Annotated in this window: 28 protein-coding genes and 1 pseudogene; 8 read left to right on the forward strand and 21 right to left on the reverse strand. The window is 61.3% G+C overall.

What is annotated here, in order from left to right:
- Positions 1-52 precede the first annotated feature (52 nt).
- Positions 53-1,483 (reverse strand): FAD-binding oxidoreductase, encoded by a 1,431-nt coding sequence (locus DV706_RS14205; RefSeq protein ID WP_006065752.1) that lies wholly within the window; start codon positions 1,481-1,483, stop codon positions 53-55.
- Between the two features lie 148 nt (positions 1,484-1,631).
- Between DV706_RS14205 and DV706_RS14210 the strand changes: the two genes are divergently transcribed.
- Both DV706_RS14210 and DV706_RS14215 read left to right on the forward strand, forming a co-directional pair.
- On the forward strand, positions 1,632-1,964 hold the full coding sequence (locus tag DV706_RS14210) for a hypothetical protein (protein WP_006065753.1): 333 nt from the start codon (positions 1,632-1,634) through the stop codon (positions 1,962-1,964).
- 115 nt (positions 1,965-2,079) lie between these two features.
- Positions 2,080-3,087 (forward strand): TIGR04024 family LLM class F420-dependent oxidoreductase, encoded by a 1,008-nt coding sequence (locus DV706_RS14215; protein WP_049889744.1) that lies wholly within the window; start codon positions 2,080-2,082, stop codon positions 3,085-3,087.
- Positions 3,088-3,114: 27 nt separating this feature from the next.
- On the opposite strand, the gene DV706_RS14220 is transcribed toward DV706_RS14215, so the two are convergent.
- The 4 genes from DV706_RS14220 to DV706_RS14230 all read right to left on the reverse strand — a co-directional run bounded on the left by DV706_RS14220 (position 3,115) and on the right by DV706_RS14230 (position 5,878).
- Complete coding sequence (locus DV706_RS14220) at positions 3,115-3,372, reverse strand: DUF5789 family protein (protein WP_006065755.1); 258 nt, start codon at positions 3,370-3,372, stop codon at positions 3,115-3,117.
- Positions 3,373-3,494: 122 nt separating this feature from the next.
- On the reverse strand, positions 3,495-4,460 hold the full coding sequence (locus DV706_RS14225; protein WP_006065756.1) for an NADPH:quinone reductase: 966 nt from the start codon (positions 4,458-4,460) through the stop codon (positions 3,495-3,497).
- Positions 4,461-4,525: 65 nt separating this feature from the next.
- The gene (locus tag DV706_RS21515; protein WP_161569810.1) at positions 4,526-4,675 is read right to left on the reverse strand and encodes a hypothetical protein; all 150 of its coding nucleotides are present in this window, start codon (positions 4,673-4,675) and stop codon (positions 4,526-4,528) included.
- An 81-nt stretch (positions 4,676-4,756) separates the two neighbouring features.
- Complete coding sequence (locus DV706_RS14230; RefSeq protein ID WP_006065758.1) at positions 4,757-5,878, reverse strand: pyridoxal phosphate-dependent aminotransferase; 1,122 nt, start codon at positions 5,876-5,878, stop codon at positions 4,757-4,759.
- A gap of 146 nt (positions 5,879-6,024) precedes the next feature.
- Between DV706_RS14230 and DV706_RS14235 the strand changes: the two genes are divergently transcribed.
- The gene (locus DV706_RS14235) at positions 6,025-6,678 is read left to right on the forward strand and encodes a DUF6517 family protein (protein WP_006065759.1); all 654 of its coding nucleotides are present in this window, start codon (positions 6,025-6,027) and stop codon (positions 6,676-6,678) included.
- 122 nt (positions 6,679-6,800) lie between these two features.
- On the opposite strand, the gene DV706_RS14240 is transcribed toward DV706_RS14235, so the two are convergent.
- Together DV706_RS14240 and DV706_RS14245 are read right to left on the reverse strand one after the other, a co-directional pair.
- The gene (locus DV706_RS14240; RefSeq protein WP_006065760.1) at positions 6,801-7,664 is read right to left on the reverse strand and encodes a 2-oxoacid:ferredoxin oxidoreductase subunit beta; all 864 of its coding nucleotides are present in this window, start codon (positions 7,662-7,664) and stop codon (positions 6,801-6,803) included.
- Positions 7,661-9,418, reverse strand: a complete 1,758-nt coding sequence (locus DV706_RS14245; RefSeq protein ID WP_006065761.1) for a 2-oxoacid:acceptor oxidoreductase subunit alpha — start codon at positions 9,416-9,418, stop codon at positions 7,661-7,663. The genes DV706_RS14240 and DV706_RS14245 overlap by 4 nt, the downstream gene beginning before the upstream one ends.
- 153 nt (positions 9,419-9,571) lie before the next feature.
- On the opposite strand from DV706_RS14245, the gene DV706_RS14250 reads away from it, so the two are divergent.
- Both DV706_RS14250 and DV706_RS14255 read left to right on the forward strand, forming a co-directional pair.
- Entirely contained in the window at positions 9,572-10,240 is a 669-nt protein-coding gene (locus tag DV706_RS14250; protein WP_193787983.1) for a ferredoxin--NADP reductase, read from the forward strand.
- 82 nt (positions 10,241-10,322) lie between these two features.
- The gene (locus DV706_RS14255; RefSeq protein WP_006065763.1) at positions 10,323-10,715 is read left to right on the forward strand and encodes a hypothetical protein; all 393 of its coding nucleotides are present in this window, start codon (positions 10,323-10,325) and stop codon (positions 10,713-10,715) included.
- A gap of 34 nt (positions 10,716-10,749) precedes the next feature.
- Here the strand turns inward: DV706_RS14255 and mce are convergent, their stop codons facing one another.
- On the reverse strand, positions 10,750-11,133 hold the full coding sequence (gene mce, locus DV706_RS14260; RefSeq protein WP_006065764.1) for a methylmalonyl-CoA epimerase: 384 nt from the start codon (positions 11,131-11,133) through the stop codon (positions 10,750-10,752).
- A 101-nt stretch (positions 11,134-11,234) separates the two neighbouring features.
- On the opposite strand from mce, the gene DV706_RS14265 reads away from it, so the two are divergent.
- A complete protein-coding gene (locus tag DV706_RS14265) occupies positions 11,235-11,549 on the forward strand; it encodes a YbjQ family protein (RefSeq protein WP_006065765.1) in 315 nt (104 codons plus the stop codon).
- A gap of 42 nt (positions 11,550-11,591) precedes the next feature.
- Here the strand turns inward: DV706_RS14265 and DV706_RS14270 are convergent, their stop codons facing one another.
- The 7 genes from DV706_RS14270 to DV706_RS14300 all read right to left on the reverse strand — a co-directional run bounded on the left by DV706_RS14270 (position 11,592) and on the right by DV706_RS14300 (position 17,875).
- Positions 11,592-12,431 (reverse strand): aldo/keto reductase, encoded by an 840-nt coding sequence (locus DV706_RS14270; RefSeq protein ID WP_006065766.1) that lies wholly within the window; start codon positions 12,429-12,431, stop codon positions 11,592-11,594.
- Between the two features lie 103 nt (positions 12,432-12,534).
- On the reverse strand, positions 12,535-12,930 hold the full coding sequence (locus DV706_RS14275) for a hypothetical protein (RefSeq protein WP_006065767.1): 396 nt from the start codon (positions 12,928-12,930) through the stop codon (positions 12,535-12,537).
- 120 nt (positions 12,931-13,050) lie between these two features.
- Complete coding sequence (locus DV706_RS14280) at positions 13,051-14,733, reverse strand: acyl-CoA mutase large subunit family protein (protein WP_006065768.1); 1,683 nt, start codon at positions 14,731-14,733, stop codon at positions 13,051-13,053.
- A gap of 117 nt (positions 14,734-14,850) precedes the next feature.
- Complete coding sequence (locus DV706_RS14285; RefSeq protein ID WP_006065769.1) at positions 14,851-15,156, reverse strand: hypothetical protein; 306 nt, start codon at positions 15,154-15,156, stop codon at positions 14,851-14,853.
- A 4-nt stretch (positions 15,157-15,160) separates the two neighbouring features.
- Entirely contained in the window at positions 15,161-15,742 is a 582-nt protein-coding gene (locus DV706_RS14290) for a GNAT family N-acetyltransferase (protein ID WP_006065770.1), read from the reverse strand.
- 102 nt (positions 15,743-15,844) lie between these two features.
- The gene (locus DV706_RS14295; protein ID WP_006065771.1) at positions 15,845-16,765 is read right to left on the reverse strand and encodes a phosphatase PAP2 family protein; all 921 of its coding nucleotides are present in this window, start codon (positions 16,763-16,765) and stop codon (positions 15,845-15,847) included.
- Positions 16,766-16,870: 105 nt separating this feature from the next.
- On the reverse strand, positions 16,871-17,875 hold the full coding sequence (locus DV706_RS14300; protein ID WP_006065772.1) for a DHH family phosphoesterase: 1,005 nt from the start codon (positions 17,873-17,875) through the stop codon (positions 16,871-16,873).
- Positions 17,876-18,047: 172 nt separating this feature from the next.
- On the opposite strand from DV706_RS14300, the pseudogene DV706_RS22435 reads away from it, so the two are divergent.
- Positions 18,048-18,176: pseudogene (locus DV706_RS22435) on the forward strand (RNA-guided endonuclease TnpB family protein); the annotation flags it as partial.
- A 196-nt stretch (positions 18,177-18,372) separates the two neighbouring features.
- Here the strand turns inward: DV706_RS22435 and DV706_RS14310 are convergent.
- A complete protein-coding gene (locus DV706_RS14310) occupies positions 18,373-18,588 on the reverse strand; it encodes a hypothetical protein (RefSeq protein WP_006065773.1) in 216 nt (71 codons plus the stop codon).
- Positions 18,589-19,201: 613 nt separating this feature from the next.
- Positions 19,202-19,630: a DUF3054 domain-containing protein gene (locus DV706_RS14315; protein WP_006065774.1), complete on the reverse strand. Its 429-nt coding sequence runs from the start codon at positions 19,628-19,630 to the stop codon at positions 19,202-19,204.
- A gap of 124 nt (positions 19,631-19,754) precedes the next feature.
- Between DV706_RS14315 and DV706_RS14320 the strand changes: the two genes are divergently transcribed.
- Positions 19,755-20,444, forward strand: a complete 690-nt coding sequence (locus DV706_RS14320; protein ID WP_006065775.1) for a J domain-containing protein — start codon at positions 19,755-19,757, stop codon at positions 20,442-20,444.
- Positions 20,445-20,457: 13 nt separating this feature from the next.
- On the opposite strand, the gene DV706_RS14325 is transcribed toward DV706_RS14320, so the two are convergent.
- The 4 genes from DV706_RS14325 to DV706_RS14340 form a co-directional block, all read right to left on the reverse strand.
- Entirely contained in the window at positions 20,458-21,069 is a 612-nt protein-coding gene (locus DV706_RS14325; protein WP_006065776.1) for a toll/interleukin-1 receptor domain-containing protein, read from the reverse strand.
- Between the two features lie 204 nt (positions 21,070-21,273).
- Entirely contained in the window at positions 21,274-21,693 is a 420-nt protein-coding gene (locus tag DV706_RS14330) for a hypothetical protein (RefSeq protein WP_006065777.1), read from the reverse strand.
- Between the two features lie 74 nt (positions 21,694-21,767).
- Positions 21,768-22,412, reverse strand: a complete 645-nt coding sequence (tpiA, locus tag DV706_RS14335) for a triose-phosphate isomerase (protein ID WP_136350902.1) — start codon at positions 22,410-22,412, stop codon at positions 21,768-21,770.
- Positions 22,413-22,583: 171 nt separating this feature from the next.
- Entirely contained in the window at positions 22,584-23,129 is a 546-nt protein-coding gene (locus tag DV706_RS14340; protein WP_083902020.1) for a multiprotein bridging factor aMBF1, read from the reverse strand.
- Between the last annotated feature and the right edge of the window lie 10 nt (positions 23,130-23,139).

Below are 23,139 nucleotides of genomic sequence, written 5' to 3' on the forward strand. Positions count from 1 at the left end.
TCACGGCATCTACTTCGGCACGTGCCAGTTTCGGGGCGACAGCTCCGATTCGCTACTCTTGTCGGTCGCGCTTTTGCTCGAGCGCAGCCTGTGCAGTCTCGGGGAAGATCTTTCCCGGGTTCAACGTGCCCGTTGGATCGAGCGCGCGCTTGACCCGCCGCATCGTTTCGACCGCGCCAGCGCCGTGTTCGGCCTCGAGATACTCGCGTTTGCCCTGGCCGATACCGTGTTCGCCGGTTGCCGTGCCGCCCACATCGAGCGCTCGGTTGACGATCGCTGCGTACAGTTCCTCGCCGCGCTCGACCATCGCTTCGTCGTTTGGATCGACGAGGACAGTGTAATGCAGGTTGCCGTCGCCCGCGTGGCCGAAACAGGGAACGAGCAGGTCGAACGCCTCGCCGAGTCGTTTCGCCTCGTTGACGATTTCTGGATACCGGCTGATCGGCACTGTCACGTCGCCAGGGTGGAGTGGCTCGAGGGCGGGGTCGTAGCTGGCGACCGCGTAGGCCAGTTCCCGGCGCGCTTGCCAGAGGGCGTCCATCTCGGCGTCGTCGTCGCTCATTTCGAAGCGAGCGACGTCGTGGTCCTCGAAGATCGTTCGACAGAGGTCGATCTCCTCGTCGACGCCGTGGTTGGCGTGGAACTCGAGAAAGACCATCGGCGCGTCCGGCAGGTCGGTGTCGAGATACGCATTGGCCATCCGGGCGCTCAGTCCGTCAACGAGTTCGATTCGGGCGACGTCGACATCGGTTCGAATAGCGTCGAAGACAGCCTCGGCAGCGTCGTCGAGCGTCTCGAAGATGGCTCGTCCACCACGGATCTGGTGGGGTCTGCCCGCCAGTTCCAGCGTGGCCTCAGTGATAACTGCGAGCGTGCCCTCGCTGCCGACGATGAGGTCGGTCAGGTTGTACCCACTCGAGGTCTTGACCGCTCGCGAACCCGTCTGAACGATGGTGCCGTCAGCCAGCACGGCCTCGAGACCGAGCACCCAGTCAGCAACCTCGCCGTATCTGACGGTTTTCATCCCGCTGGCGTCGGTGGCGATCATCCCGCCGACCGTCGAAATGTCGCCCGAGGAGGGCAGCGGCGGAAAGAACAGGCCGTCATCGGCGACATACTCGTCGACGGCCGACCCGATGACCCCGGAGCCGACATCGATCTGGAAGTCGTCGGGTCGGTAGTCGATGACGTCGTCCAACCGGGTCAGATCGAGGCTGATCCCGCCGTCGGCGGGCACGGCGTTGCCCTCGAGCCCGGACCCTGCGGCGTACGGCGTCACGGGGACGCCGTGGTCGGTCGCCGCAGCGAGAACTGCAGCAACGTCGGCCGTGGACTCGGGCCAGACCACCGCGTCGGGCTGGACCCCACGTCCGCGCTGTTCTGCACCCCAGTCCGCAGCGTGTGATTCCCGTCGCCCCTCGGCAAACGATAGCTGGTCGTCCTCGAGGTCGAGTGCCTCGAGAAACGAGCAGTCATGTGTCATAGGCCTACGTTGGAGACGTTCGGTATCAACGCTTTCTACCGCCGGGCGTCGGCTGTCGGCCACCCTGTGGCACTCGAGTCAGCGACCGAGCGGATAGTCACTGGCTGTTGGCCAAGCGTATACCAGTCGCGCCGTCATAGCTTCGCCCATGACCGACGAGTCCACCCCACCGACGGCCGACGCCGACAGCAGTGGTCGATCACTCACCGAGCGAACTCGACGGCTCCATCGACAGCTCGAGGCGACCGCCGAGTTGCCCATCGACCGGGAGGCAAACCGCTGGCTCGGCGAAGCCGAAGCCATCGCCAGCGACGTCGCGACGAGTGACCTCGAGGCGGCGACGGTTCACGAACGCGTCGAGAAAATCAACCACCTGCTCGCGGCAGTTGACGAGACCGGCCACGACGAGGCCGACGACCACCTCGAGGCGGCAACACAGGTCGCTGCGGCCATCCTCGAGTCGTCACACGACAATCAGTGACTGTACTCGAACGTGGCGTCTTTCGAGACCGCTGCATTTTATGAGAGTCGGTAACGCGATAGCTGATAATGGAAGACAGTCACACGATCCGACAGCCGCCGTGGAGGGATGTCTCGTGAACGCCGAACTGGACCTGCTGGTGAGCCTCAACGACTACGATCGGCCACAGGATGTCGCTGATCGGGCTGTTCAGGCCGAGGAGATGGGATTTGACCGGATCACCGTCGGCGAGACGACCGGCTGGAACATCGTGCCGCCGCTGACGCTTGCGGCCGACTGCACCGACGAACTGGGCATCTCGAACGACGTCATCTCGCCGTTCGGGCGCTCACCGGCGATGCTCGCTCAGACAGCGCTGACGCTGCACGACGCCTCCGACGGGCGGTTCCGACTCGGGCTCGGGCCGAGTTCACCCGCGATCACCGAACGGTGGCACGGCAAAGCCTTCGAGCGCCCGCTGCGACGCACCCGCGAAGCCGTCGAGATCATCCGCGCGGTCTACGAAAACGGCTCACCAGCTTACGAGGGCGACATCTTCGATATCGCCGGCCTCAACTACGAACGCGACGTGCCCGAGAACCCACCACCGATCGACATCGCCACCCTCGGACCGAAAGCGACCGAGATGGCCGGCCGTTTCGGCGACGGCTGGGCACCACAGATGTTCACGAGAGACGGCCTCGAGGAGCGACTCGAGGATCTCGCTCGTGGTGCGGACCTCGCGGACAAGACGCTCGAGGACCTGCGTGTCGCCCCGATCGTCCGTGGTATCGCAAGCGAGGACCGCGAGGCGGCACGCGAGAAAGCTCGCTCGACGATCGCGTTCATGCTCGGTGCCTACGGTCCCTACTACGGCGATTCGGTCGCCGAGCAGGGGTATCCCGAAGTCGTCGCCGAGATTCGAGACGCGTGGAGCGAGCGCGATACCGACGCGATGGCTGCCGCCTTACCAGACGAGGTGCTCGATGAACTGGCGCCCGCGGGGACGCCCGACGAGGTCCGCGAATGGGTCGCCAACTACGCTGCCCTCGAGGGTGTCGACGCCGTCCGTGTCGGCTTCGTCGACGGGATGTCCGAAGATGAAAAGACGGCGACGATGCACGCGGTCAGCGAACTGGCGTAACTGTCTCGCGCGCCGTCGCTGCCTTCATTATCCTTCCCCTTCCGACTGAAACGGCTCCCCGACGGCGTTTCGGGGCAGTAAGTTGAACACCTCCGTTTCCAGATCGTCCATCGACGCGAACGTATCGCCACTCGAGTCAGCGACGGTCTCGGCGAGGTTCACCTCACCCTCGGCGAGAATCAGCGTCACGTCGTCACACTGATCGACGACTGCCGCCTGCGAGATCGGATAGTCGAGTTCCTCAAGCACCGTCTCGAGGGCATTGAGCTTGACAGCTTGTGCCATAGAACAGCCACGACTGCCGTCGGCTTAGCGGTATGGATGGATCAGATTTCGTGATCATCTGGTGGCTCTTGATCGGGATTCGAAGAGATCGATTCGACGTTTACCTGCAGTATTCGGCCGTCTTAGGGCTCGATAACGAGCTTTCCGAGGACGCTCTCGGTCATCACGTCACGCTGGGCTTGTCCGGCTTCCTCGAGGTCGTAGCTTCGGGCGATCTCGATCGACAGCGCGTCCGTCGCCATGAGATGGGCCACGCCCCGCAGCGGAACGCGCAGATCCGGCGTGTTGAACATGCTCATGAACTGGTAGTTGACGTCTTTCGAGCGGGCGACCCCGTCGTTCGTAAACGCCGGGTCGGGACTGTTCTCGCCGATGCCGACGACGCGGGCCCCCGTCGCGGCGACGTCCGCATCGAACTGGAGGTAGTCGTCCAGCCGGTGGTCGAGGATCACGTCGACGCCGCCGTCGCTGGCCTCGAGCGTCGCCTCCGTGAGGTCGTCGCGCGCGTAGTCGAGGACAGTTTCGGCACCGAGGGCCTCGAGGTCGTCGTGATAATCCTCGGCGGCGGTGGTGAGCACGCGGGCACTAACTGCGGCCCCGATCTGGACGGCAGCGTGGCCGACGCCGCCGGAGCCGCCGTGGATGAGACAGTACTCGGCGGGGTCGAGGGCGGCGTGGTCGACCAGCGCGCGCCAGGCGGTAACGGCGACGACGCCCGCCGCGCCGGCCTCAGTCAGATCTGCATCGTTGGGCAGGTGGACGACGCGGTCGGTTGGAATCGTCGCGTACTCGGCATACGCGCCCTGAGCGGAGGCGTTGCCGATGCCGGTGCCGAAGACGCGGTCGCCTTCCTCGAACGCCGTGACGGCCGAGCCGGTTTCCGCGACGACGCCGGCGATGTCGACGCCCGGCGTGAACGGGACCGAAACCGGCTCATAGGAGCCATCCCGGAAGTAGGTGTCGACAGGATTGACCCCCGCCGCGGCCACCTCGACGAGCAACTCGTCGCTGTCAGGCTTGGGTTGGTCAACCTCGTCTACTTGCAGTACATCCGCGTCACCGTGTTCGTGAAGGCGTACAGCTCGCATGACGTTCGAGCACACGCCACAGAACCGTATAAGCGTACAGTTCCACACCTCTTGGCAGGCATATTTCAGCTGTCGTCCGACTCGTCGGCGTCGTGATCCTCAGCTGACTGGTTTGCGGTCCACCAGTCGATTGCGAGCCACGGAAGCGAGAGGGTGACGAGCCCCGCGATCAGCGCGAGTGCGAACACCAGCGATTCGATGAGACTCTCGGCCATGTGCGACTCGAGGTGTTCGATTCCATGAATGATAGTCTTCCCGAATCGAAAAATCGTCACTCGGTTCGGTCGTACTCGCGTCTATCGCACCGCCTGTGTCGCCTCGTCGATGATCTCGAGCGCCTCCTTCAGCTCGTCCATCCCGGTCGCATACGAGAGGCGAGCGTAGCCCTCGCCGTTTGCGCCGAAGGCATCGCCAGGGACGACGACCACACCCCGGTCGAGCACTTCCGCACACCAGCCCTCGGGCACTTTCGGCATGACGTAGAACGCGCCTTCGGGTTTCGGAACGTCGAGGCCGGCGTCCTCGAGACCATCGAGCACGACGTCACGGCGATCCTCGAACGCCGCGACCATCTCGTCGACCGGGTCCTGTGGCCCCGTCAGCGCGGCTTCAGCGGCGTACTGGGCGGGTGCGGAGGCACAGGCTTGCCCGTACTGGTGGACCCGAAGCATGCGTTCGATGCGCCGATTGGAGCCAACGACCCAGCCGAGTCGCCAGCCGGTCATCGAGTAGGTTTTCGAGCAGGCGCTGACAGTGACGACGTTGTCCGTCTCGGCGAACTGCATCGGCGGATGATGTGTGCCCTCGAAGACGATGTGTTCGTACACCTCATCCGAGAGACAGAGGACGTCGTGTTCGTCCGCGATGCGGGCAAACTCACGCATATCGTCTTCGCTCTGGACCGCGCCGGTCGGGTTGGCTGGGCTGTTGACAACGAAAATGGCGGTGTCGTCCGTAATGGCCTCCTCGACGGTAGCGGGATCGAGCGTCAGATCCTCACGCAGCCCGACGGGTTTGGGCGTCCCACCGGCAATCTTCGTCAAGGCATCATACGAGACGAAGCCCGGGTCGGGAAAGATCACTTCTTGACCCGGATCGACGTGGGCCTGAAGAACGAGATGCAGCGCCTCGCTGCCGCCCGACGTCGCGATTAGGTCTTCAGGATCGATCTCGAGGCCGTAGTCGCGGTCGTACTTCGCCGAAATCGCCTCTCGGAGGCTGTGTGTCCCCTTGTTCGAGGTGTACGCGTCGGTCAGGCCGGATTCAATCGCCTCGATCGCGCCGCGGCGGGCGTGGGCGGGCGTCGGAAAGTCCGGCTGTCCGATGCCGAGGTTGATCGCGTCGTCACCTGCAGCCTCGAACACTTTCCGAATGCCACTGATCGATACCTGCTCGACCCGATTTGCGAATGTAGTCATGTCTATACGGGTGGTGCCGATCCCGATAACTCTTGATGTGTGTCCATTCCACCAGCCGCCCGCACATCTAGACGGTCGCGATACTATTGTCTACGGAACTGAACGTGACGAAACCGATATACGTCCTCCAGCGCAGTAGTCTGGTAATGACGTACTCTCGACGGCGCCTTCTCGCTGCCGGCGCGACCGGAACGCTCGCGTTGACAGCCGGCTGTCTCGATTTCGTCCGTGGCACTGGCCCGCTCGAACTCGAGGCCCAACGGGTCGCCCCGACCGACGAGGCGCTCGCCGAAACCGGCTACGAGGAATCGGAGATCACGGACCGATCGATCGATGAAACGATCGAACTCGGCGTCGAGCGCGACGTTCGGGCAACGGTCTGGACGTCGATCTATTCGAAGACCGTCGACTATCAGGGCCACGAGTACGAGGGCAGTTCCTTCGTTGCCGTCTCGATTCCGGACTACTCGGTGCTTGGCTACTCGGCGAACCCGGTCGGGAACATGGACAACGAGGAACTCCTCGAGGAGTTTCTGGACGAACTCGACGATGATCACTCGGTCGAGAACATCACCCACCAAGAGTCGTTCTCCCTCGATATCTTGGAGGAGAGCCGAGACGTCGACGTCTTCGAGGGTGAAACCGAGTTCCGAGGAGAGCTGCTCGATATCGAGATTACGTTGACCTCGTTCAGCCACGAGGACGATATTCTCGTCTTGATCGGCACCTACCCCGCCCCACTCGCCGAGGAATCGGCCAACACCGAACTCCTCATGGAATCCGTCGAACACCCCGTATAGACAGCAGCGAGTAGAACTCAAGTCGGACCCGGGCCGTAGTCGTTTCGTCTGTTGATTTCACGAGGAGCGCCGTCGCTGCTCGATCGAACCACTCGAAAAATATCGACTCGTCGTGTGGCGAGTTAGTAGAACTCGCGGACGAGGTCCATCGCGTCGTCAGGAGCGCCCTCCGGAATTTCGGACATATCCTCGGTGACGCCGTGTTGTTCGTGGTACGGGACGGAGTTTTCGTCCTGGTACATGACGCCCTGGTACTCTTTGTCGCTGTCGAGGATGACCTGTTTGGCCGCCTCGTAGTCGGTTGGGTCGTGCCCCTCTTCTTTGAGGTCGACTAAGTTGTCGCGGAAGTAGTCGTAGGTGTCGACGTCGTTGAACGTGACACACGGGCTGAAGACGTTCACGAAGCCAAAGCCGTCGTGTTCGACGGCCTTCTGGACGATTTCCTGATGGCGAAGCGCGTCGGAACTGAACGACTGCGCGATGAAGGATGCACCGGAGGCAAGCGCGAGCGCGAGCGGGTTGACCGGTGGCTGTTTCGATCCTTCTGGCGTCGTCGAGGTCTCGAAGTCCGAGCGCGAGGTCGGCGACGCTTGTCCTTTCGTCAGGCCGTAGATACGGTTGTCCATGACGACGTAGGTCATGTCGACGTTCCGGCGGACGGCGTGGACGAAGTGGCCGGCACCGATCGAGTACCCGTCACCGTCACCACCGGCGACCATCACTTCGATGTCCGGTCGGGCCATCTTGACACCGGTTCCAACGGGGAGTGCACGGCCGTGAACCCCGTGGAGGGCGTAGCTGTGCATGTAGGTCCCGATCTTGCCGGAACAGCCGATTCCGGCGACCACGAACGTGTTGTCGGGGTCGTTGCCGGTTTCGGCGAGGGCTTTCATCATGCCGTTCATCGTCCCGAAGTCACCGCACCCGGGACACCAGGTCGGCTGCTTGTCGGATTTGAAGTCTGTGAATCGGACGTCGGAGCTCATTGTGCTGGCACCTCTTCGGAGAGTTTCTCGGTAATCTGTTCGGCGAGTTCGTCCGCTTTGAAGCGAACGCCCGTGTATTTGTTAATGCGTTTCACACGGGTAAGGACATCGTGTTCGATAAGATCAGCGAACTGTCCCGTGGCGTTACACTCGACGACGATCACGTCGTCTGCAGCTTCGATCTCGTCGGTGAGATCCGGTCGTGGGAAGATGTACGGAACCGAGATGACGCGGATGTCGATGCCGTCTTCCTCGAGGTAGTCGAGTGCTTCGGCGAGTGCGCCTTCGTTGGAGCCCCAAGAAATGATGAGGTTGTCGGCGTCTTCGTTGCCGAACTCTCGGTAGTCCCAGTTCTCGTTTTCTTTTGCGGTCTCGACCTTTCGAGATCGCTTGTCGACCTGTTCGACACGCTCGTCCTGTTCTTCGGTCCGGCGACCGAGTTCGTCGTGCTCTAAGCCCGTGCTCATGTGTGCGCCGTCAGTCGTTCCGGGGATCGCACGGGGACTGACACCGTCGTCGGTGACGGCGTGGGCGCGGAAACGGCCCTGTTCGTCGAGCCACTCGTCGATGTTGTCCTCGTCGACGAGCTTGCCGCGGTCGATCTCGACGTCGTCCATGTCGAACGCCTCCGGCGGGAACGTCTGTTCGGTAACAGACATTGCCAGGTCGGAGATGAGGAACACCGGCGTCTGGTATTTTTCGGCGAGGTTGAACGCCTCGACCGTCTTCCAGAAGCACTCGGTGATCGACGTGGGCGCGACGACAAAGCGTGGGACTTCGCCGTGGCCAGCGTACAGCGCCATGTTGAGGTCGCCCTGTTCCTGTTTCGTCGGCATCCCCGTCGAGGGACCGGATCGCTGGACGTCACAGATGACCAGCGGCGTCTCGCTGGTTGCGACCAGGCCGAAGGTTTCGGTCATGAGGTCGATCCCGGCACCAGATGTCGCGGTCATCGATCGGGCACCGGCGCGTGCGCCACCGAGAGCCATGTTGATCGCCGAGAGTTCGTCTTCGGCCTGCACGACGTGACCGCCGTAGTCCTCGATTCGGCCCGTCAGATACTCCATGATCGACGTCGCGGGCGTGATGGGGTAGCCGGCGTAGAATCGGCAGCCAGCGGCGAGTGCGCCCATCCCGATCGCTTCGTTACCGTTGAGGAGGACGTAGTCGTTGTCGGTGGTCTCGAGGTTGTAGCCGAGGTGATCCAGGTCGTAGTGCTCCTGGACGTACTCCTGTCCTGCACGGGCGGCGGCTTTGTTGTTCTCGACGATCTTCGAGCCTTTGCCACCGAAGCGCTTCTCTAAGGCTTCGTCGAGGTACTCGACGTTGAAGCCAGTGATCTCACACGCGGCACCGAGGGCGACGATGTTGCGCATGATTGCGCCACCGGCGTCTTCGGCGAGCGATTTCAGTGGGACGTCGACGGCGTTCATCTCCTCAGGGATCTCCGCTTCCCAGGACCGTTCGCCGTCGTAGATGATCGCACTGTCCTCGTGGAGTTCGTCGAGGTTTTCGTCGATCGTTCGCTGTGTCAACGCGACCAGAATGTCCAGTCGGTCGACGACGCTCTGGACCTGATCGACGGACGTGCGAATCTTGTAGGCTGTGTAGCCACCGCGGATTCGCGACGCGAAGTCTTTCGACGTGAATACGTGTCGTCCGGCTCGGGAAAGTGCCTGAGCGAAGATTTTTCCGGTGGAGTCGATACCATCACCGGCTTCGCCTCCGACCGCCCAGTTGAGATCCTCAGCCATGTTATGCAGAACGTTGCTCCCAGTAAATGAAAAGGCTTCTGAAAGCTTGAGCAGTTTTTCCGGTTCTGAAAAGAGGTTTTTACTCTGGGGTGAGTATATCGGACGAAAGATCGAACGGAACGGCTTTTCATGCTCCCGCCGAACCGGTTCGATATGGAAGGGACGCCAGTTACCGTCAAATCAGTACGTGAAGTCGGTCCCGGAACCGTTGCGCTCGAACTCGAGACGCCCGACGGGTTCGATGCTGCACCCGGCCAGTTCGTCTTGCTCCGAGCCATCCCCTGGGACGTCGCGGACGACGAGGAGGTCGACGAGGACGACGTCGTCATGCGCCACTACACGCTCTCGTCACCGTCTGTCAACGAGACGTTCGAGATCACGGTCGGGATCGACCCCGACGGCGACCTCTCGCCATGGCTCGCTGATCTCGAGGGCGGCGAAACCGTCCACATCGACGGGCCGTTCGGGACGATCACATACGAGCGCGACGAAGACGTCGTCGCTGTCGCCGGCGGCCCAGGGGTTGGCCCTGCAGTGTCGATCGCCGAAGCAGCCCAGGAGTCGGGCCACGACGCAGTGGTCATCTACCAAGACGACGAGCCAGCCCACGCCGAGCGACTCGAGGCCCTCGAGGATGCAGGCGCAGCCGTCGCGACTCTCGATGCCGACGACAGCGATGGACTGGCCGAGGCGGTCGAAACACACCTCGCGGACGGCCAACTCTACGTCTTTGGCTTTGAATCGTTCGTGACAGCCGTTGCGGACGCAATCGAGGACGCCGGTGGCGATTCCGACGAGGCGCTGATCGAGAACTTCGGCTGAACGCTCACCGTTTGCGTTCACCCGCAGTTTCCCGTTGTTCGCAAGCACATGTTTCTCCCGCGCTCCTCCACTACTCAGTCGCATGGTTGACGACGACCTTGAACTCGAGCGCGAACTCGGCAATGCAACCATCGTCTACGACGACCCCGATGAGGGGGCGGTCGAAAAGACGGTGCCGAACGAACACGTCGCCTACTTTCAGGATCACTGGATCATCAAGACCGACGAGGACGACCAGGGCCACGACATCGTTCGGCGGATTCCGTCGGGGCGGGTCCACTACGTCGAACGGTCCGTCGAACAGTTCGAAGACGAGGTCGAGACCCTGGTCGATCGGGTCCAGTCGTTTGCCAGCAATCTCCAGACGAAGATCCCGGTCGGTGGCGACAGCGACGAACGAAGCGAACAGCGCGAGCCACACCGCATCGACGTCGGGTCCGGGGCCATCGACGAGCGCGACGAGCCGGATCGGTAACTCGAGTCGCGTCGGTGCACAGTCGGCCGCGAACTCAGTGCTCGACGAACTCGACCAGAATGCCGCCTGTGTCTTTTGGATGTAAAAAAGCGACCTCGTGGCCCCACGCACCGGGTCGTGGCTCCTCGTCGATCAGCGTCACGTCGTGCTCGCGTGCGCGCTCGAGTGCGCCCTCGATGTCGTCCGTCGCGAGCGCGAGGTGGTGTATCCCCGCGCCGTTAGACTCGAGATAGCGCGCGATCGTGCCGTCTTCGAGCGGTTCGAGCAACTCGAGGTAGCTCTCGCCACACTCGAGGAAAACGACGCGCATCCCGTCGAACTCCTCTTCATGGACGGCCTCGAGGCCGAACAGGTCTTCGTACAGTGTTGCGAGTTCTCGTGCGTCTTCGGTCGCGATTCCCGCGTGATCGAAGTGCATGGGAGACCGTTTCGTGGGGGGCGACAAATATCGCGGTGATATCGATCGCTAACAGTAGGCCGGCGAATATATCGGCTGCGAGGACGTACAGTACTGCGTATATGCAGATAGCGAACACTGAAACGGTCCCCGACCGCGACATCGTCGACGTTCTCGGAATCGCCCGCGGAAACACCGTTGAGGCGCGAAACGTCGGCCGGGACATCACACAGTCGATTCGTAACGTCTTCGGCGGCGAACTCAAGGCGTACTCCGATCTCCTCTCGAAGGCGCGAGACGAGGCGATCGACCGCATGGTCGCAGACGCCGAGCGGATGGGTGCCGATGCCGTCGTCAACGTCCGCCTCGAGACCTCTCAGATCACCGACGGCGGCTCCGAAGTGATGGCCTACGGCACGGCCGTTCGACTTCGATAAGATCGCGGACCGACCGCGGAATCGACGCCTCGAGTTCGGCCGTTACCGAAGCCCGAGCGTGGCCGCCAGTCGGTCCCAGCGACTATCGCCGACCTCGGCGACGGCCGCCAGTTCGTCGGGCGACAGCTCGAAATCGAAGACGTCCGCGTTCGCCTCGATATGTCGGTGGCTCGCTGCTTTCGGGATCGCCGCGACGGCTGGCTGCTGGAGCAGCCACCGCAGCGCGACCTGTGCTGCTGACTTCCCGTACGGTTCGCCGATCGCCTCGAGTCGATCATCGCCTGGCACAACGCCCTCCGCGAGTGGGCTGTACGCGGTGAGACAGATCCCGTGGTCGACACAGTACTCGAGCAGCTCGTCCTGATCGTGATAGGGGTGGTATTTCACCTGATTCGCGACGATTGGCGTCTCGGAGTGCTCGCGGGCGGCCTCGAGGCCATCGACGCCGAAATTGCTGACACCGATCTGGTCGACGTGACCGTCGTTCTGGAGCTCGTTCATCGCCGCCAGCGTCTCCTCGAGCGGGGCCTGCTTGCTTGGCGCGTGGAGCAAAAGGAGGTCGACGGTCGACAGGCTGAGTCGCTCGAGGCTCGCGCGCGTCGACTCGAGAACGTCGTCGAAAGCGGCGTTGTCGGGATGGACCTTGGTAACGACAACGACGTCGTCGCGGTCGACCTCGCTTGCGGCGACGGCTGCGCCGACTGCACGCTCGTTGTCGTACATCTGGGCGGTGTCGATATGGCGGTATCCGACCTCGAGGGCCCGTTCGACGGCCCGCTGGCACTCGTCGCCGGTTATCCGTGCAGTGCCGAAACCGAGCGCCGGAATCTCGGCATCGCCGACCGTCACTGTTGCTGTCGACACCGTCGAACGTGAATCCATACGCCAACAATCACTGGCCCGGCTCTTCAAACCGATCCAGCACCGCCTCGAGAACAGCCCGCGCTGCCGGTCAGGATGTGTTGGACGTCACACGAAACAGACGCTACCGGTAATCCGGATCGACGCCGTCGACGAGCCAGTCGACGGCCTGCTGGTGCCAGTCGTCGCTCGTCCCGGCGTTGAGATACCGTTCCCATTCGTAGATTCCCGACTCCTTGGCGAGGCGGCGAAACTGCAGCGTCAGAATCGCCGAGTCGAGAACAACGCTCGAGCGAACCATCCCTGCGTCCTGGTAGTGTTGCTGTCCCGCTCGCATGACCTGCTGTTCATCGTTGCTAAGCAAGTTCAACTCCCGCATATCGACGAGGACACCGAACTCGTCAGGTGCGTCCTGTAACGCCGTTCGAGAGTCGTCGGTCCACTCCTGAAGCTCTTGTTCGTCCATCTTCCCAGCAAACGTAATCTTGAACCCGAACTCCGTCTGTTCAATTGTGTACATTAGTGAACTATTTCGACGGGAGGAAATCTCATACTATTATGATTCCGATGTTCGCTACCCTGTGCCCGACCTGTGAACGCCGTCGCAAAAACAGCTGCTTCGACTCGAGGACAGCCCCGTCTAGACCGCGCTGCCGGGCTGGTACTCGCCGAACTCCTCGCGGAAGACGTTACAGACCTCGCCGACGGTCGCGTACGCTTTCACCGCGTCGATGATGTACGGCATGAGGTTCTCGTCGCCTCGAGCCGCTTCACGCAGGGCCTCGAGTTTCGCCTCGGCTTCCTCGTCGTCGCGCTCGCTGCGGGTCGCCTCGAGGGTTTCGATCTTTCGTTGTTCGTCCTCTTTGGTGACCTCCTCGACGTCCATTTCGACGTCTTCCTCGACTTCGAACTCGTTGACGCCGACGATGATTCGGTCTTTGTTCTCGATTTCTTTCTGGCGGTCGAAGGCCGTGTCCTGGATCTGGCGCTGGACCCACTGCTGTTCGATGGCCTCGAGCATGCCGCCGCGTTCGTCGACCTCCTCGAGGAGTTCGTAGGCTTCTTCCTCGACCTGATCGGTGAGACTCTCGACGTAGTAGCTGCCGGCCAGTGGATCGATGGTGTCTGCCGCGCCGGATTCGTGAGCGAGGATCTGCTGGGTTCGCAAGGCAGTGCGGACGGACTCTTCGGTTGGCAGTGCAAGCGCCTCGTCTTTGCCGTTGGTGTGAAGACTCTGGGTGCCCCCGAGGACGGCCGCAAGGGCCTGATAGGCGACACGGACGACGTTGTTCTCGATCTGCTGGGCGGTCAGCATCGAGCCAGCCGTCTGGGTGTGGAACTTGAGCTGTTTGGATTTCGGATCCTCCGCATCGAAGCGCTCGTCGATGATGTCGTGCCACATCCGACGGGCTGCGCGGAACTTCGCGACCTCTTCGAAGATGTTGTTGTGGCCGTTGAAGAAAAAGGAGAGCTGTGGGGCGAACTCGTCGACGTCGAGTCCGGCGTCGATCGCCGCTTCGACGTACTCGATCCCGTCGCCGAGCGTGAAGGCGAGTTCCTGTGCTGCCGTCGCACCTGCCTCGCGGATGTGATAGCCCGAAATGGAGATCGTGTTGAACTTCGGCGTCTCTGCCGAACAGAACTCGAAGATGTCCGTGATGATCCGCATCGACGGCTTGGGCGGATAGATGTAGGTGTTCCGCGCGCTGTACTCTTTGAGCACGTCGTTTTGGATCGTCCCACGCAGCTCCTCACGGTCGACGCCCTGCCGGTCACCCACGGCGATATAGAGGGCGAGCAACACCGAGGCGGGTGCGTTGATCGTCATCGACGTCGAGACCTCGTCGAGTGGAATGCCGTCGAAGACCGTTTCCATGTCATCGAGCGAGTCGATCGCGACGCCCGCTTTGCCGACCTCACCGGCAGACATCGGGGCGTCCGAGTCGTGGCCCATCTGCGTCGGCAGATCGAACGCCATCGACAGCCCGGTCTGTCCCTGATCGAGCAGATAGTGGAACCGCTCGTTGGTGTCTTCCGGCGTCGAGAAGCCGGCGTACTGGCGCATCGTCCAGAGTCGACCGCGGTAGCCCGTTGAGTACACACCGCGCGTGTACGGTGGCTCTCCCGGAAAGCCGAGGTCTTCATCGTAGTCGATATCAGCGACGTCCTCGGGCGTGTAGATCCGATCGACTTCCTGGCCCCCCGTGTCCGTCGTGAACGTCTCCTTTCGTTCACCGAACCGGTCGATGACTGGCTCTACTTCGTCTTCGTGCCACTCCTCCTCGTTGGCACGAATCTCCTCGAGTTCGTCAGAGTCAAACATTATGGTTACAGTTGGTGGGGTGGGGCTTGAAGTTTGATGAACGCGTCCGCTGTCGCCTCGAGTTGTGGGTCACCGATTACACAGTCGAGCGCTCGATCTGACCGCACAGTCGATCGACTAAACCTCATCATCCGGCGTGTGCTCGTCGGCCATTCTGGTTGCCTCCGTCGCGTACCGTGCTTGAGTCTCGGGATCGTCGACGGTGCCGACCGCGTCGGGTGAGACGCATAACCCGGCTTTCGTCGCTCGAGCAGGGCCGGTAAAACTCGTCAGCGCACGCTCGCGGCGGTGGTAGTAGCGACCGTCTTCGGTAGCGTACACCAGAATAATCAGGTTCAGTTCGTCGTCCGAGTACGTCCGCTCGACGAGCCAGACACGGACGCTGTCGTCGTCTCTGCTCCTCTCGGTGTCGGGTTCGGTCATCGAGTTACCGGCCAGTGTCGTACTTGTACGTCGCCGTCTCGGGGTCGATGCCGAAATCTTCGGCGGACTCCTCGTCCGAGGTTTCCCCACGGTCTTCAGGAGCGCGTTTGAACGCCTCTCGACGCTCCTCGGGCATCCGGAATCGATCGACGCTGATTTCGAGGGGGACCGCATCCGGATCGACGCTATCGCGTTTCTCAGTCAGACGCTGCTGAAGAGGGGCTGGGAGCTGTGAGGTGTCGATTCGCCGGAAGCCAAACTGGGCGAGGTAGCTTCCTGTGCCCGTCAACGCGTAGACGGTTTCGAACCCTTCGTCGCTGGCGTATTCGACGAGTCGCTCAATAACGTGGGCACCGACGCCCTGCTCTCGCCATCCCTCGAGGACGCCGATGCTGGTCAACTCACAGACATCGCCGTCGTCGTCCCTGTGAATGCGAATACGTCCGAAACCCGCCTTCTCGCCGGACTGTTCGTCGATGGCGACGACGTAGTCACGTGAGCGAAACGCCGTCTCGTCGAGCCCCATCGCCTCGATATGGTCGAGCAGCCAGACCTCCTCTCTGTTTTTCGCGTCCCGGACGTACATGATCTGAAGTACGGGCTGTGCCGATAAAAGAATACTGTCGGCTGTCACCGGGAGTCTCGCAATGATGGAGGTCTGAAGTCGCTGCGTTCGTCTCGAGTCGGCTCAGCCGGTGAGTCGGCGACTACGGCGTTTTGCTGACGACCAGAGCGCATGCGTGGGTGCAATCCATGGAACGGCGACGACGGCTGTGAGAAACAACGCAGCCCAGAGGACGATGAACGGTCGATTTCCGATGCCCAGGTCCGTCACGAACCAGGTACCGACGACGATGGCAATACCCAAAAGCGGGAGGAGGGACTCCCAGACAGAGTCTTGGATCGTCGCGACGAGCACTGGGGTGTAGTGCCAGGCGAGTAGGCCGCCGAGACCACCACCGAAGGCGATGTGTGCGTTGCGGCTCCCGACGTAGATGACTGCGATCAGGCTGACGACGAACCCGACTGCGAACGCAGCGGTCGCCGTATCGATCGACAGCCGACGCGCAAGGACGTGTCTGACCAGATAGTAGCACGCCAGAAAGCCAACTCCATACGCAATCCCGCCAGCTACGTCACCGGGATAGTGGACGGCCAGTCCAACTCGCGTAAAGCCGACCCAACCGATGGCAGCAGTTCCAGCGAGAGCCCGTCGACGGACGGTGCTCACCGGCAGATCGACGACGAGCATGCCGACAATGATCGTCGCCGCCATCGCGTGGCCGCTGGGAAAGCTCGTCGTCGAGATATGGGCGGCGTGTTCGTACCACGGGACGAACCACGCGGGGAACGCATCGGCGCTGACTGGCGGGCCAACAGTCGGTCGGGTTGCCGTGTGAAAGGATTTTGTGATCGACATCAGCCCATAACAGCCGATGACGCCACCGAGCCACGGTGCGACGAGGTCACGGTTGGCCCAGTAGGCGGCGATCATTGCGGGTGCGATCAGGTAGATGCTCCCGAGATACGAGAGCACAACCATGATGACACCGAGCCACGTCGGCACGGCATCTCGGACGGCTTCGATAACAGCGGGGTCGAACCACATCGCCAGACTGTTCAATTTTCTAATCAGTATTTCTTTCGGTTGTATTACATTCGAGTGGCGGGATCCGCACCCAGCTGCGGTCTCGAGGCGAGCGTCGAACGACAGTCACCGATCGTCGTCGAGGTTCAACGCATCGAAAAACCGGTGGACGAGTCGACCGCCGACGAACGCGAGCAACACGTCCGTGTCGTTTGCACTGTCGGCGAACAGGCCGAGTCCGATCCGTCCACCGGCCATATCGTGGTGGCCGCCAACCTGACCGAGATCATCGAAGCCATCTTGCAACGTCTCACCGATATGGATCCGGGGATCGATAGAGCGAGCGCTCAGTCGGATCACATCCCCGACGATGCCGTAGACCAGGACCGTATCGACCCCCTCGAGATTCAGTAGATAATCCGCCGCCTGCGGGAGTGAATCGGTTTCAGCGGTCTTGCCAGCGCTTGCAGCCAGTGCGGAGCCCCGTCGTTCGCGAGAGCCGATTGCCTGTCCGATCGCATCGAGTGTCTCCGAGGAAAACGCGCTGCCATACAGCTGCTCAAGCGTCTCAAGATCCGCATTTGGATAGACTGCAAGTGCAGCTTCGTACTCTCGTCTGGTCGGCTCGCGGACGAAGTCCAGTCGCTCACGGTGGAGCGCAAACAGGAGTGCTGATGCAAGCCGCGTCGTCAGTTCGACCTCGAGCGCATCGAGATACTCGACGAAGATCGTGGCTGTCGCGCCGATGCTGGTTCGGACATCTTCGAACGTGGCTCCGACCGGCTCACCGGGGTGGTGGTCGACGATGATGTCGGGCGTGATCCGGGCGGGAAATTCCGTGTTCGCACCCGGCTGTGAGTGGTCGACGAACCCAACACAGTCGTACTCACTGATATCAGTATCGGCGAGCGGCTCGAGAGAGATATCGAGCATATTGACGAACGCACGGTTTTGTTGGTGTGAGATCTCACCACCGTACGCGATCGTCACCTCGTCGACGTCGTAATCACTCGCGATTGCTTCGAGAGCCAGCGCGCTGGCGAGACAGTCCGGATCCGGATTGTCGTGACAGACAATCACCAGCGACTCGGTCGTCTCGAGGATGGACGCGAGTTCAGCCGCACGGGACATAGCTCAAAATACGGGGACGAGACGCTTGAATGCCCTGTCAAAACACAAAAATCGAGGCATGTTTCCTCACAAGTGGTGTCAGCCCTCTGTCTCGGCGTTTCCGAACCTCGTACCGTCGATTATCGGACCCGCATTCGGCTCGATGATGATGTCAGCTAGGCCGGTGTGCGTGTTTACTGCGTTAGGGCTGGGATGGTCCGAAGACACGCCTGTGGAGACTGCGCTCCTTACGGACACCCATTCGGTGTCTGCAAAGCGCGTTTGTCGAGGTTCCCTCGACAGGCTGTCAGACGCAGTCTGACAACGTCATCGAAGCAGGAAGCCCCACCCTCAACGAAGCCGCACCAGCGGCTGAGTAGGGTGTGGGGTAGTTCACTGTGTGGAGATATCGATCTACTCGAACAGATAAGGGTGCAGTAACAGTTTCGGCAAGACGAAACAGCGAGATTGTCACGACAGAAAACGACCGCGAAGAGAGAGAGAAGATCCGGAACGAGTCAGTCTGCGTTGAGGGGCGGACGTGCAGAGCGAGCTTCGTCGGAACCGTCGGCCGGGCCGTTGACGAACATCGCGTGGCCCATGATCGCGATTGCGACGATCGAGCCGATCGGAACTGCTGCGGTTAACGACACACCCACGACGGTCAGCGCTGCAGTGATACCGAGCAGTGCGACTGGGATCAGGCCGAGAACAATGTCGTAGTATCCAGTCATAATCTATGCTATAGTATGAGGAATATGTATATAAGCGTTTCCCATAATCGCTCTGTACTGGACTTATTTCTAACACGTATTCAACTGAGTGCATATCCATAACTTATGGGTGGGATATTTGTCTCGATGCGTGTGGAATAATAACCCCAAAATTGCTTGAATCTCCCCCAGTGAACACATATTATTCTACCAAACAAATTTGTTAACCGCAGTACTGCAAGGTGGTATTCCACATTTCTGACGTGGATGTTTAACCATGTATGTATAATTATTGTTCATTACTATCTCCTAGTCACGACAAAGGCCTGTACGAATGATGATACATCATGAAACGGAACAACTGTCAGACGCAAAGATCGTACCGGCAAAGCGACTCTCACACGATCACCCAAGACCGCGGCGCGTCTCGTACTGCATGAGAGGGGCTGCTCACGGGAGGGCAGCGAAATGGCTGTCCTGTCGTAACAACGGAGCCGATTTCCACAGCCGTCGTTCGACCGGCTGTGCAGTGACGACCAGTGGCTGCTGTAGACGATTCGAGCGCCAAAAACCCAACAAGTTTGCGTGCCAGTAAAAATCTACGGCTCGTTCGAACCACCCGACTCGAGGCAGTTCACTGCGATGTTCGATACAGAACCGCAGTGTAGCCGACGCGCCAGCCAACGATCAAGAGCAGTCCAAACCCCGTCATGACAAGCGGAAACGGCCACGCTGCCGTGTCACCGAACACCGACTGGCGAAGCAACAGGCCAACGTTCGCCGCTGCAATCCACGTGACCGTCGTCAGCCGCGCGACTCGAGTCACCGACGAGACGACGGTGTGCGCATAGACGCCCGCCAGCACCGCCACGACGAGCCAGCCGATGACGAAGGGAGCAATCGCCTCGAGCGATGCGATCGGCTGCTCGAGCGGATTCACACCGTGACTGCGTTGGCCGACGAGGACGAGTCCTGCGAGCAGCCCAACGTCTCCGACACCGAGGATGAGGGTCTCTCGATCGACCAGCCGAGAACGGCCGTCCGTTCGAACTGCTGTGTCCATAGCGTCAGTTCGGGACCGAACACATATTGTAGTCCCGATTCGGTTCCACTACAGCCTCGAGTGTCGTCCGTTCAGACTCTATCAGAAGAAGAACTAATAACGAATGAATACAAAGATGCGACCAATGGCTGTGGCTGATGACCGTCATGCAGGCTGTGATGGCTGTGGCCGCGCAGTTCCACTCGAAGAGCTTACAGTAGTGACGATGCCGGACGGCGAGCACGTCGCGTGTTGTCCCCGCTGTGAGCCACATGCCCGCGAGGCTGCACGAAAGTGTTCATCGCTCGACCAGCGCCGTGGGACCTGTGATGGGTGTACTGAAACCGTCCTCGAGGTCGAACTCGAGGATATCGTGTTGAACGACGGCACTGTCGTCTCCTGTTGTCCGGCCTGCGTGGCTAAAGCGCCGGACAACGACTCAGAAGCAACCGCCACGAGAGCGGACGCCGACACGACAGCAGAACCGACTGACGGAAGCGACAGCGACACGGACGACGAGGAGACACTCTGTACGCAGTGCAACGAGTGGGTTCGCGCCGAACTGTTCCACGTGACGACTATCGACGACCGAACCGAGCGGCTGTGTCCCACCTGCAAGGACAGTGCCGAGGACGACGGGATCATTAAAGACGTCGAGATCAGGAAAACGAAAGCTCGCGAGGTTCTCGGCGTCGAACCCGGTGCCACCGACGAAGAGATTCGAACGGCGTTTCATACGCAGATAAAACGTGCCCATCCGGACCAGCAAAGCGGGAGTCGGTCGGCGTTCCAACTCGTCAGAGACGCCTACGAACGGCTCACCGAAGCGACGTAGTCACTCGTCGCTGTCAGCGGCCGCCACCGTCACGACGGACGTAACCGATCGTCGCCGGATCGAACGCGTACGTCGCTCCACAGCGCTCACACGATGCGGTCAGTAACTTACCGTGTTTGGATCGTGTCCAGAGTTTTGTCTGCTCCTGTTCGATCTCGAGTGTGACTGGATGCCCACAGTCAGGGTTCGTACACGGAAACCGAATGTACCAGTTTGGGACCGACAGCGCACCGAGTGGTGCGAGTTGTGCCCGGAGCCGACTCAGTAGGTTGAAGATCGTTTCCGACGGGTTCTGCGGGTCGATTTCCACGCCGTCGACGGCATCGATGAAGCCGCCACGATGGTGTTCATCGTCGTACAGCGGGATCACGGGAATCCCTTTGGCCACGGCGTACCCGATCTCCTGGTTGATCCACTGGCTGTCGGCCGACGCCGCCGTCAGCACCGCAACCACGACATCGCTGTTTGCGAGTCGTCCCTCGAGCCGGTTTCGTTGCCGACCGGATTCGACCGCTTCGAACGTGATGTGGACGCCGAACGGGAAGTTCTTGACCGTCGAGAACAGCTCCTGGACGAGTTCGAGATCACCGGGCGCGTGCGAGACATAAATCTGCTCTCTGGTCATCAGTTGCTCTACAGGAGTTGGGTGTGGGAATCGATATTATACTATCGAACAGCAGTCGGTGACGCGAGTCGAGTGCTCGCTCGGTCGAACAGCGGGTACTCAGGCTCTAGTAGCCACTGACCGTCAGTGCGCACCCGATCGCACAGCTGTCGTGCGATCGGTGTGCAACCAGTTTCAGTTGTTACTATAGTTGATAGTCTCCATTCACTCCTGTTGGGCCGCCTCCGACTGGATCGTCTCGAGCACTCGCTGTGAGAACTCGAGATCGTCGAGTTCGAGACCCAGTCCGTCAAACCACGCCTGGTCGACGTGCCAGTGGCCGCGGACCGCGCCGTCGGTCGTCACCGACGTCGCCTCGAGCCGTCCCGGTGCCCACCCGTGCTCGTTGGCGATGTCGAGCAGCGTCCGGACGACGGTGCCGACCTCGTCGCTCCCGATGCCCGACGTCTCGGTGACGGTCTCGTACTCGAGGACGAGGCCGGTCCCGTCGGGGAGGTCGTCGACCGAATCAAGTTCGGCAGCTGTCACATCGTCGTCCGATAGCAGCGTACACTCGGTGACGTAGATTCCCTGGCCCATGAGTCGGTTCTCGAGTGCGACGTCGATGGGACGAGTTTCGGTCATGGGTGGCCCTATCACGCGAGATGTGAAAAGCTGCCGGCCGAATCGGGTCACGGCAGTCGAAAAACGGATGCGGCTTACAACGGCTCGACGAGGTCCTCGAGCGCTGCCGTCGGATCGTCGGCTTTCGCGACGCCGCTTGCGAGCAAGACACCCTCAGCACCGAGCTCGCCAGCAGCAACCGCGTCTTCGCCCGTACTGATACCGGCGCCACAGAGCACAGAGACGTCCGCATCGACGGCCTGAGCTGCCTCGACAGCGCCTTCGACGATGTCCGGATCGGCCTGGCTGACCGGCGTCCCGGTGCCGATCAGTTCCGGTGGCTCGACGGCGACTGCGTCTGGGCCGAGCGCCGCCGCCGCACCGATCTGGGCCGGGTTGTTGGCACAGACGACGGTCTCGAGGTTGGCCCGTTCGGCGGCCTGGACGGCGCCGTCGACGTCGGCGAGTTTCAGCCGCTGTTCGGAGTGGTTGATGAGCGTCCCGTCCGCGCCCGCCTCGGCGACGGTCTCGGCGAGTGTGTGTCCGGTGTTGCTCCCGTAGTCGATCGGATCGACGTGCTGGGCCCACGTTTCAGCACCCGTTTCAGCGACGCGCTCGAGGTGGGCCGCCTGCGGGGCGACGGCGACACGAGCATCGGTAGACTCGTTGACGTCACGGACAGCTTCCGCGACGGCGACTGGATCACATGGATACGTCTTCAGGTTGACGAGGATGAACATATCAGCACAGCCATTCGCACGGAAGAAATAGTTTGCGAGTCGACGGCATCAGCGGGCGCACACGTCCGTCGATGAAGGCACTGACTGGCCGCCATACGGACAACTGTACGTCAGTTCCATGCAACTACGACTGTCTGCGGTTGCACCGATAAATCGGTACAGCAGACCGTCTCAGTCCTTGCGCTTGACGACGTCACCGAGCGTGTAACTGCCCGTCGAAGAGCCACCCGACCACTCCGAGTCGTCAGCCGAGCCGCTCTCGGCGCTCAGGGTGATCTCGAGGAACTTCTCGAGTTTCGACTGGACACGGTCGCTTGGCAGCGTATCGCCGCGTTCGATCTTTCGAATCAGGCTCGCCTTTTCGTTGAGTTCGTTCGCGAGGTCGGACTGGCTGAGTCCCTTGTTCTCGCGAGCGTTGCGAACGCGATCGTCGTAATCCGTCGCAAGCTCGTCCATGTCGTCGAACATATCCGAGCGTCGCTGGCTACTCGAGGAACTCGAGCTTGCACTCGTGGTCGAACTCGAGGAACTCGAGCCACCGCTGGAGCCCGAGGACGAGCTCGAAGTCGAATACTTCGTCGAGCCACTGGTGCTCGAGGGCTGTTTGACTTCAGTGCCGAAATCGGTGCAGTTCGAACACACGTCTAACTTCGCACCCTCGACCTTGATAGTCTTCGGAGACGACGTCTCAGCGCCACACATCTCGCACTGGACCATACCCGACACT

The sequence above is a fragment of the Natronorubrum bangense genome (genome assembly GCF_004799645.1).
Lineage (GTDB): Archaea > Halobacteriota > Halobacteria > Halobacteriales > Natrialbaceae > Natronorubrum > Natronorubrum bangense.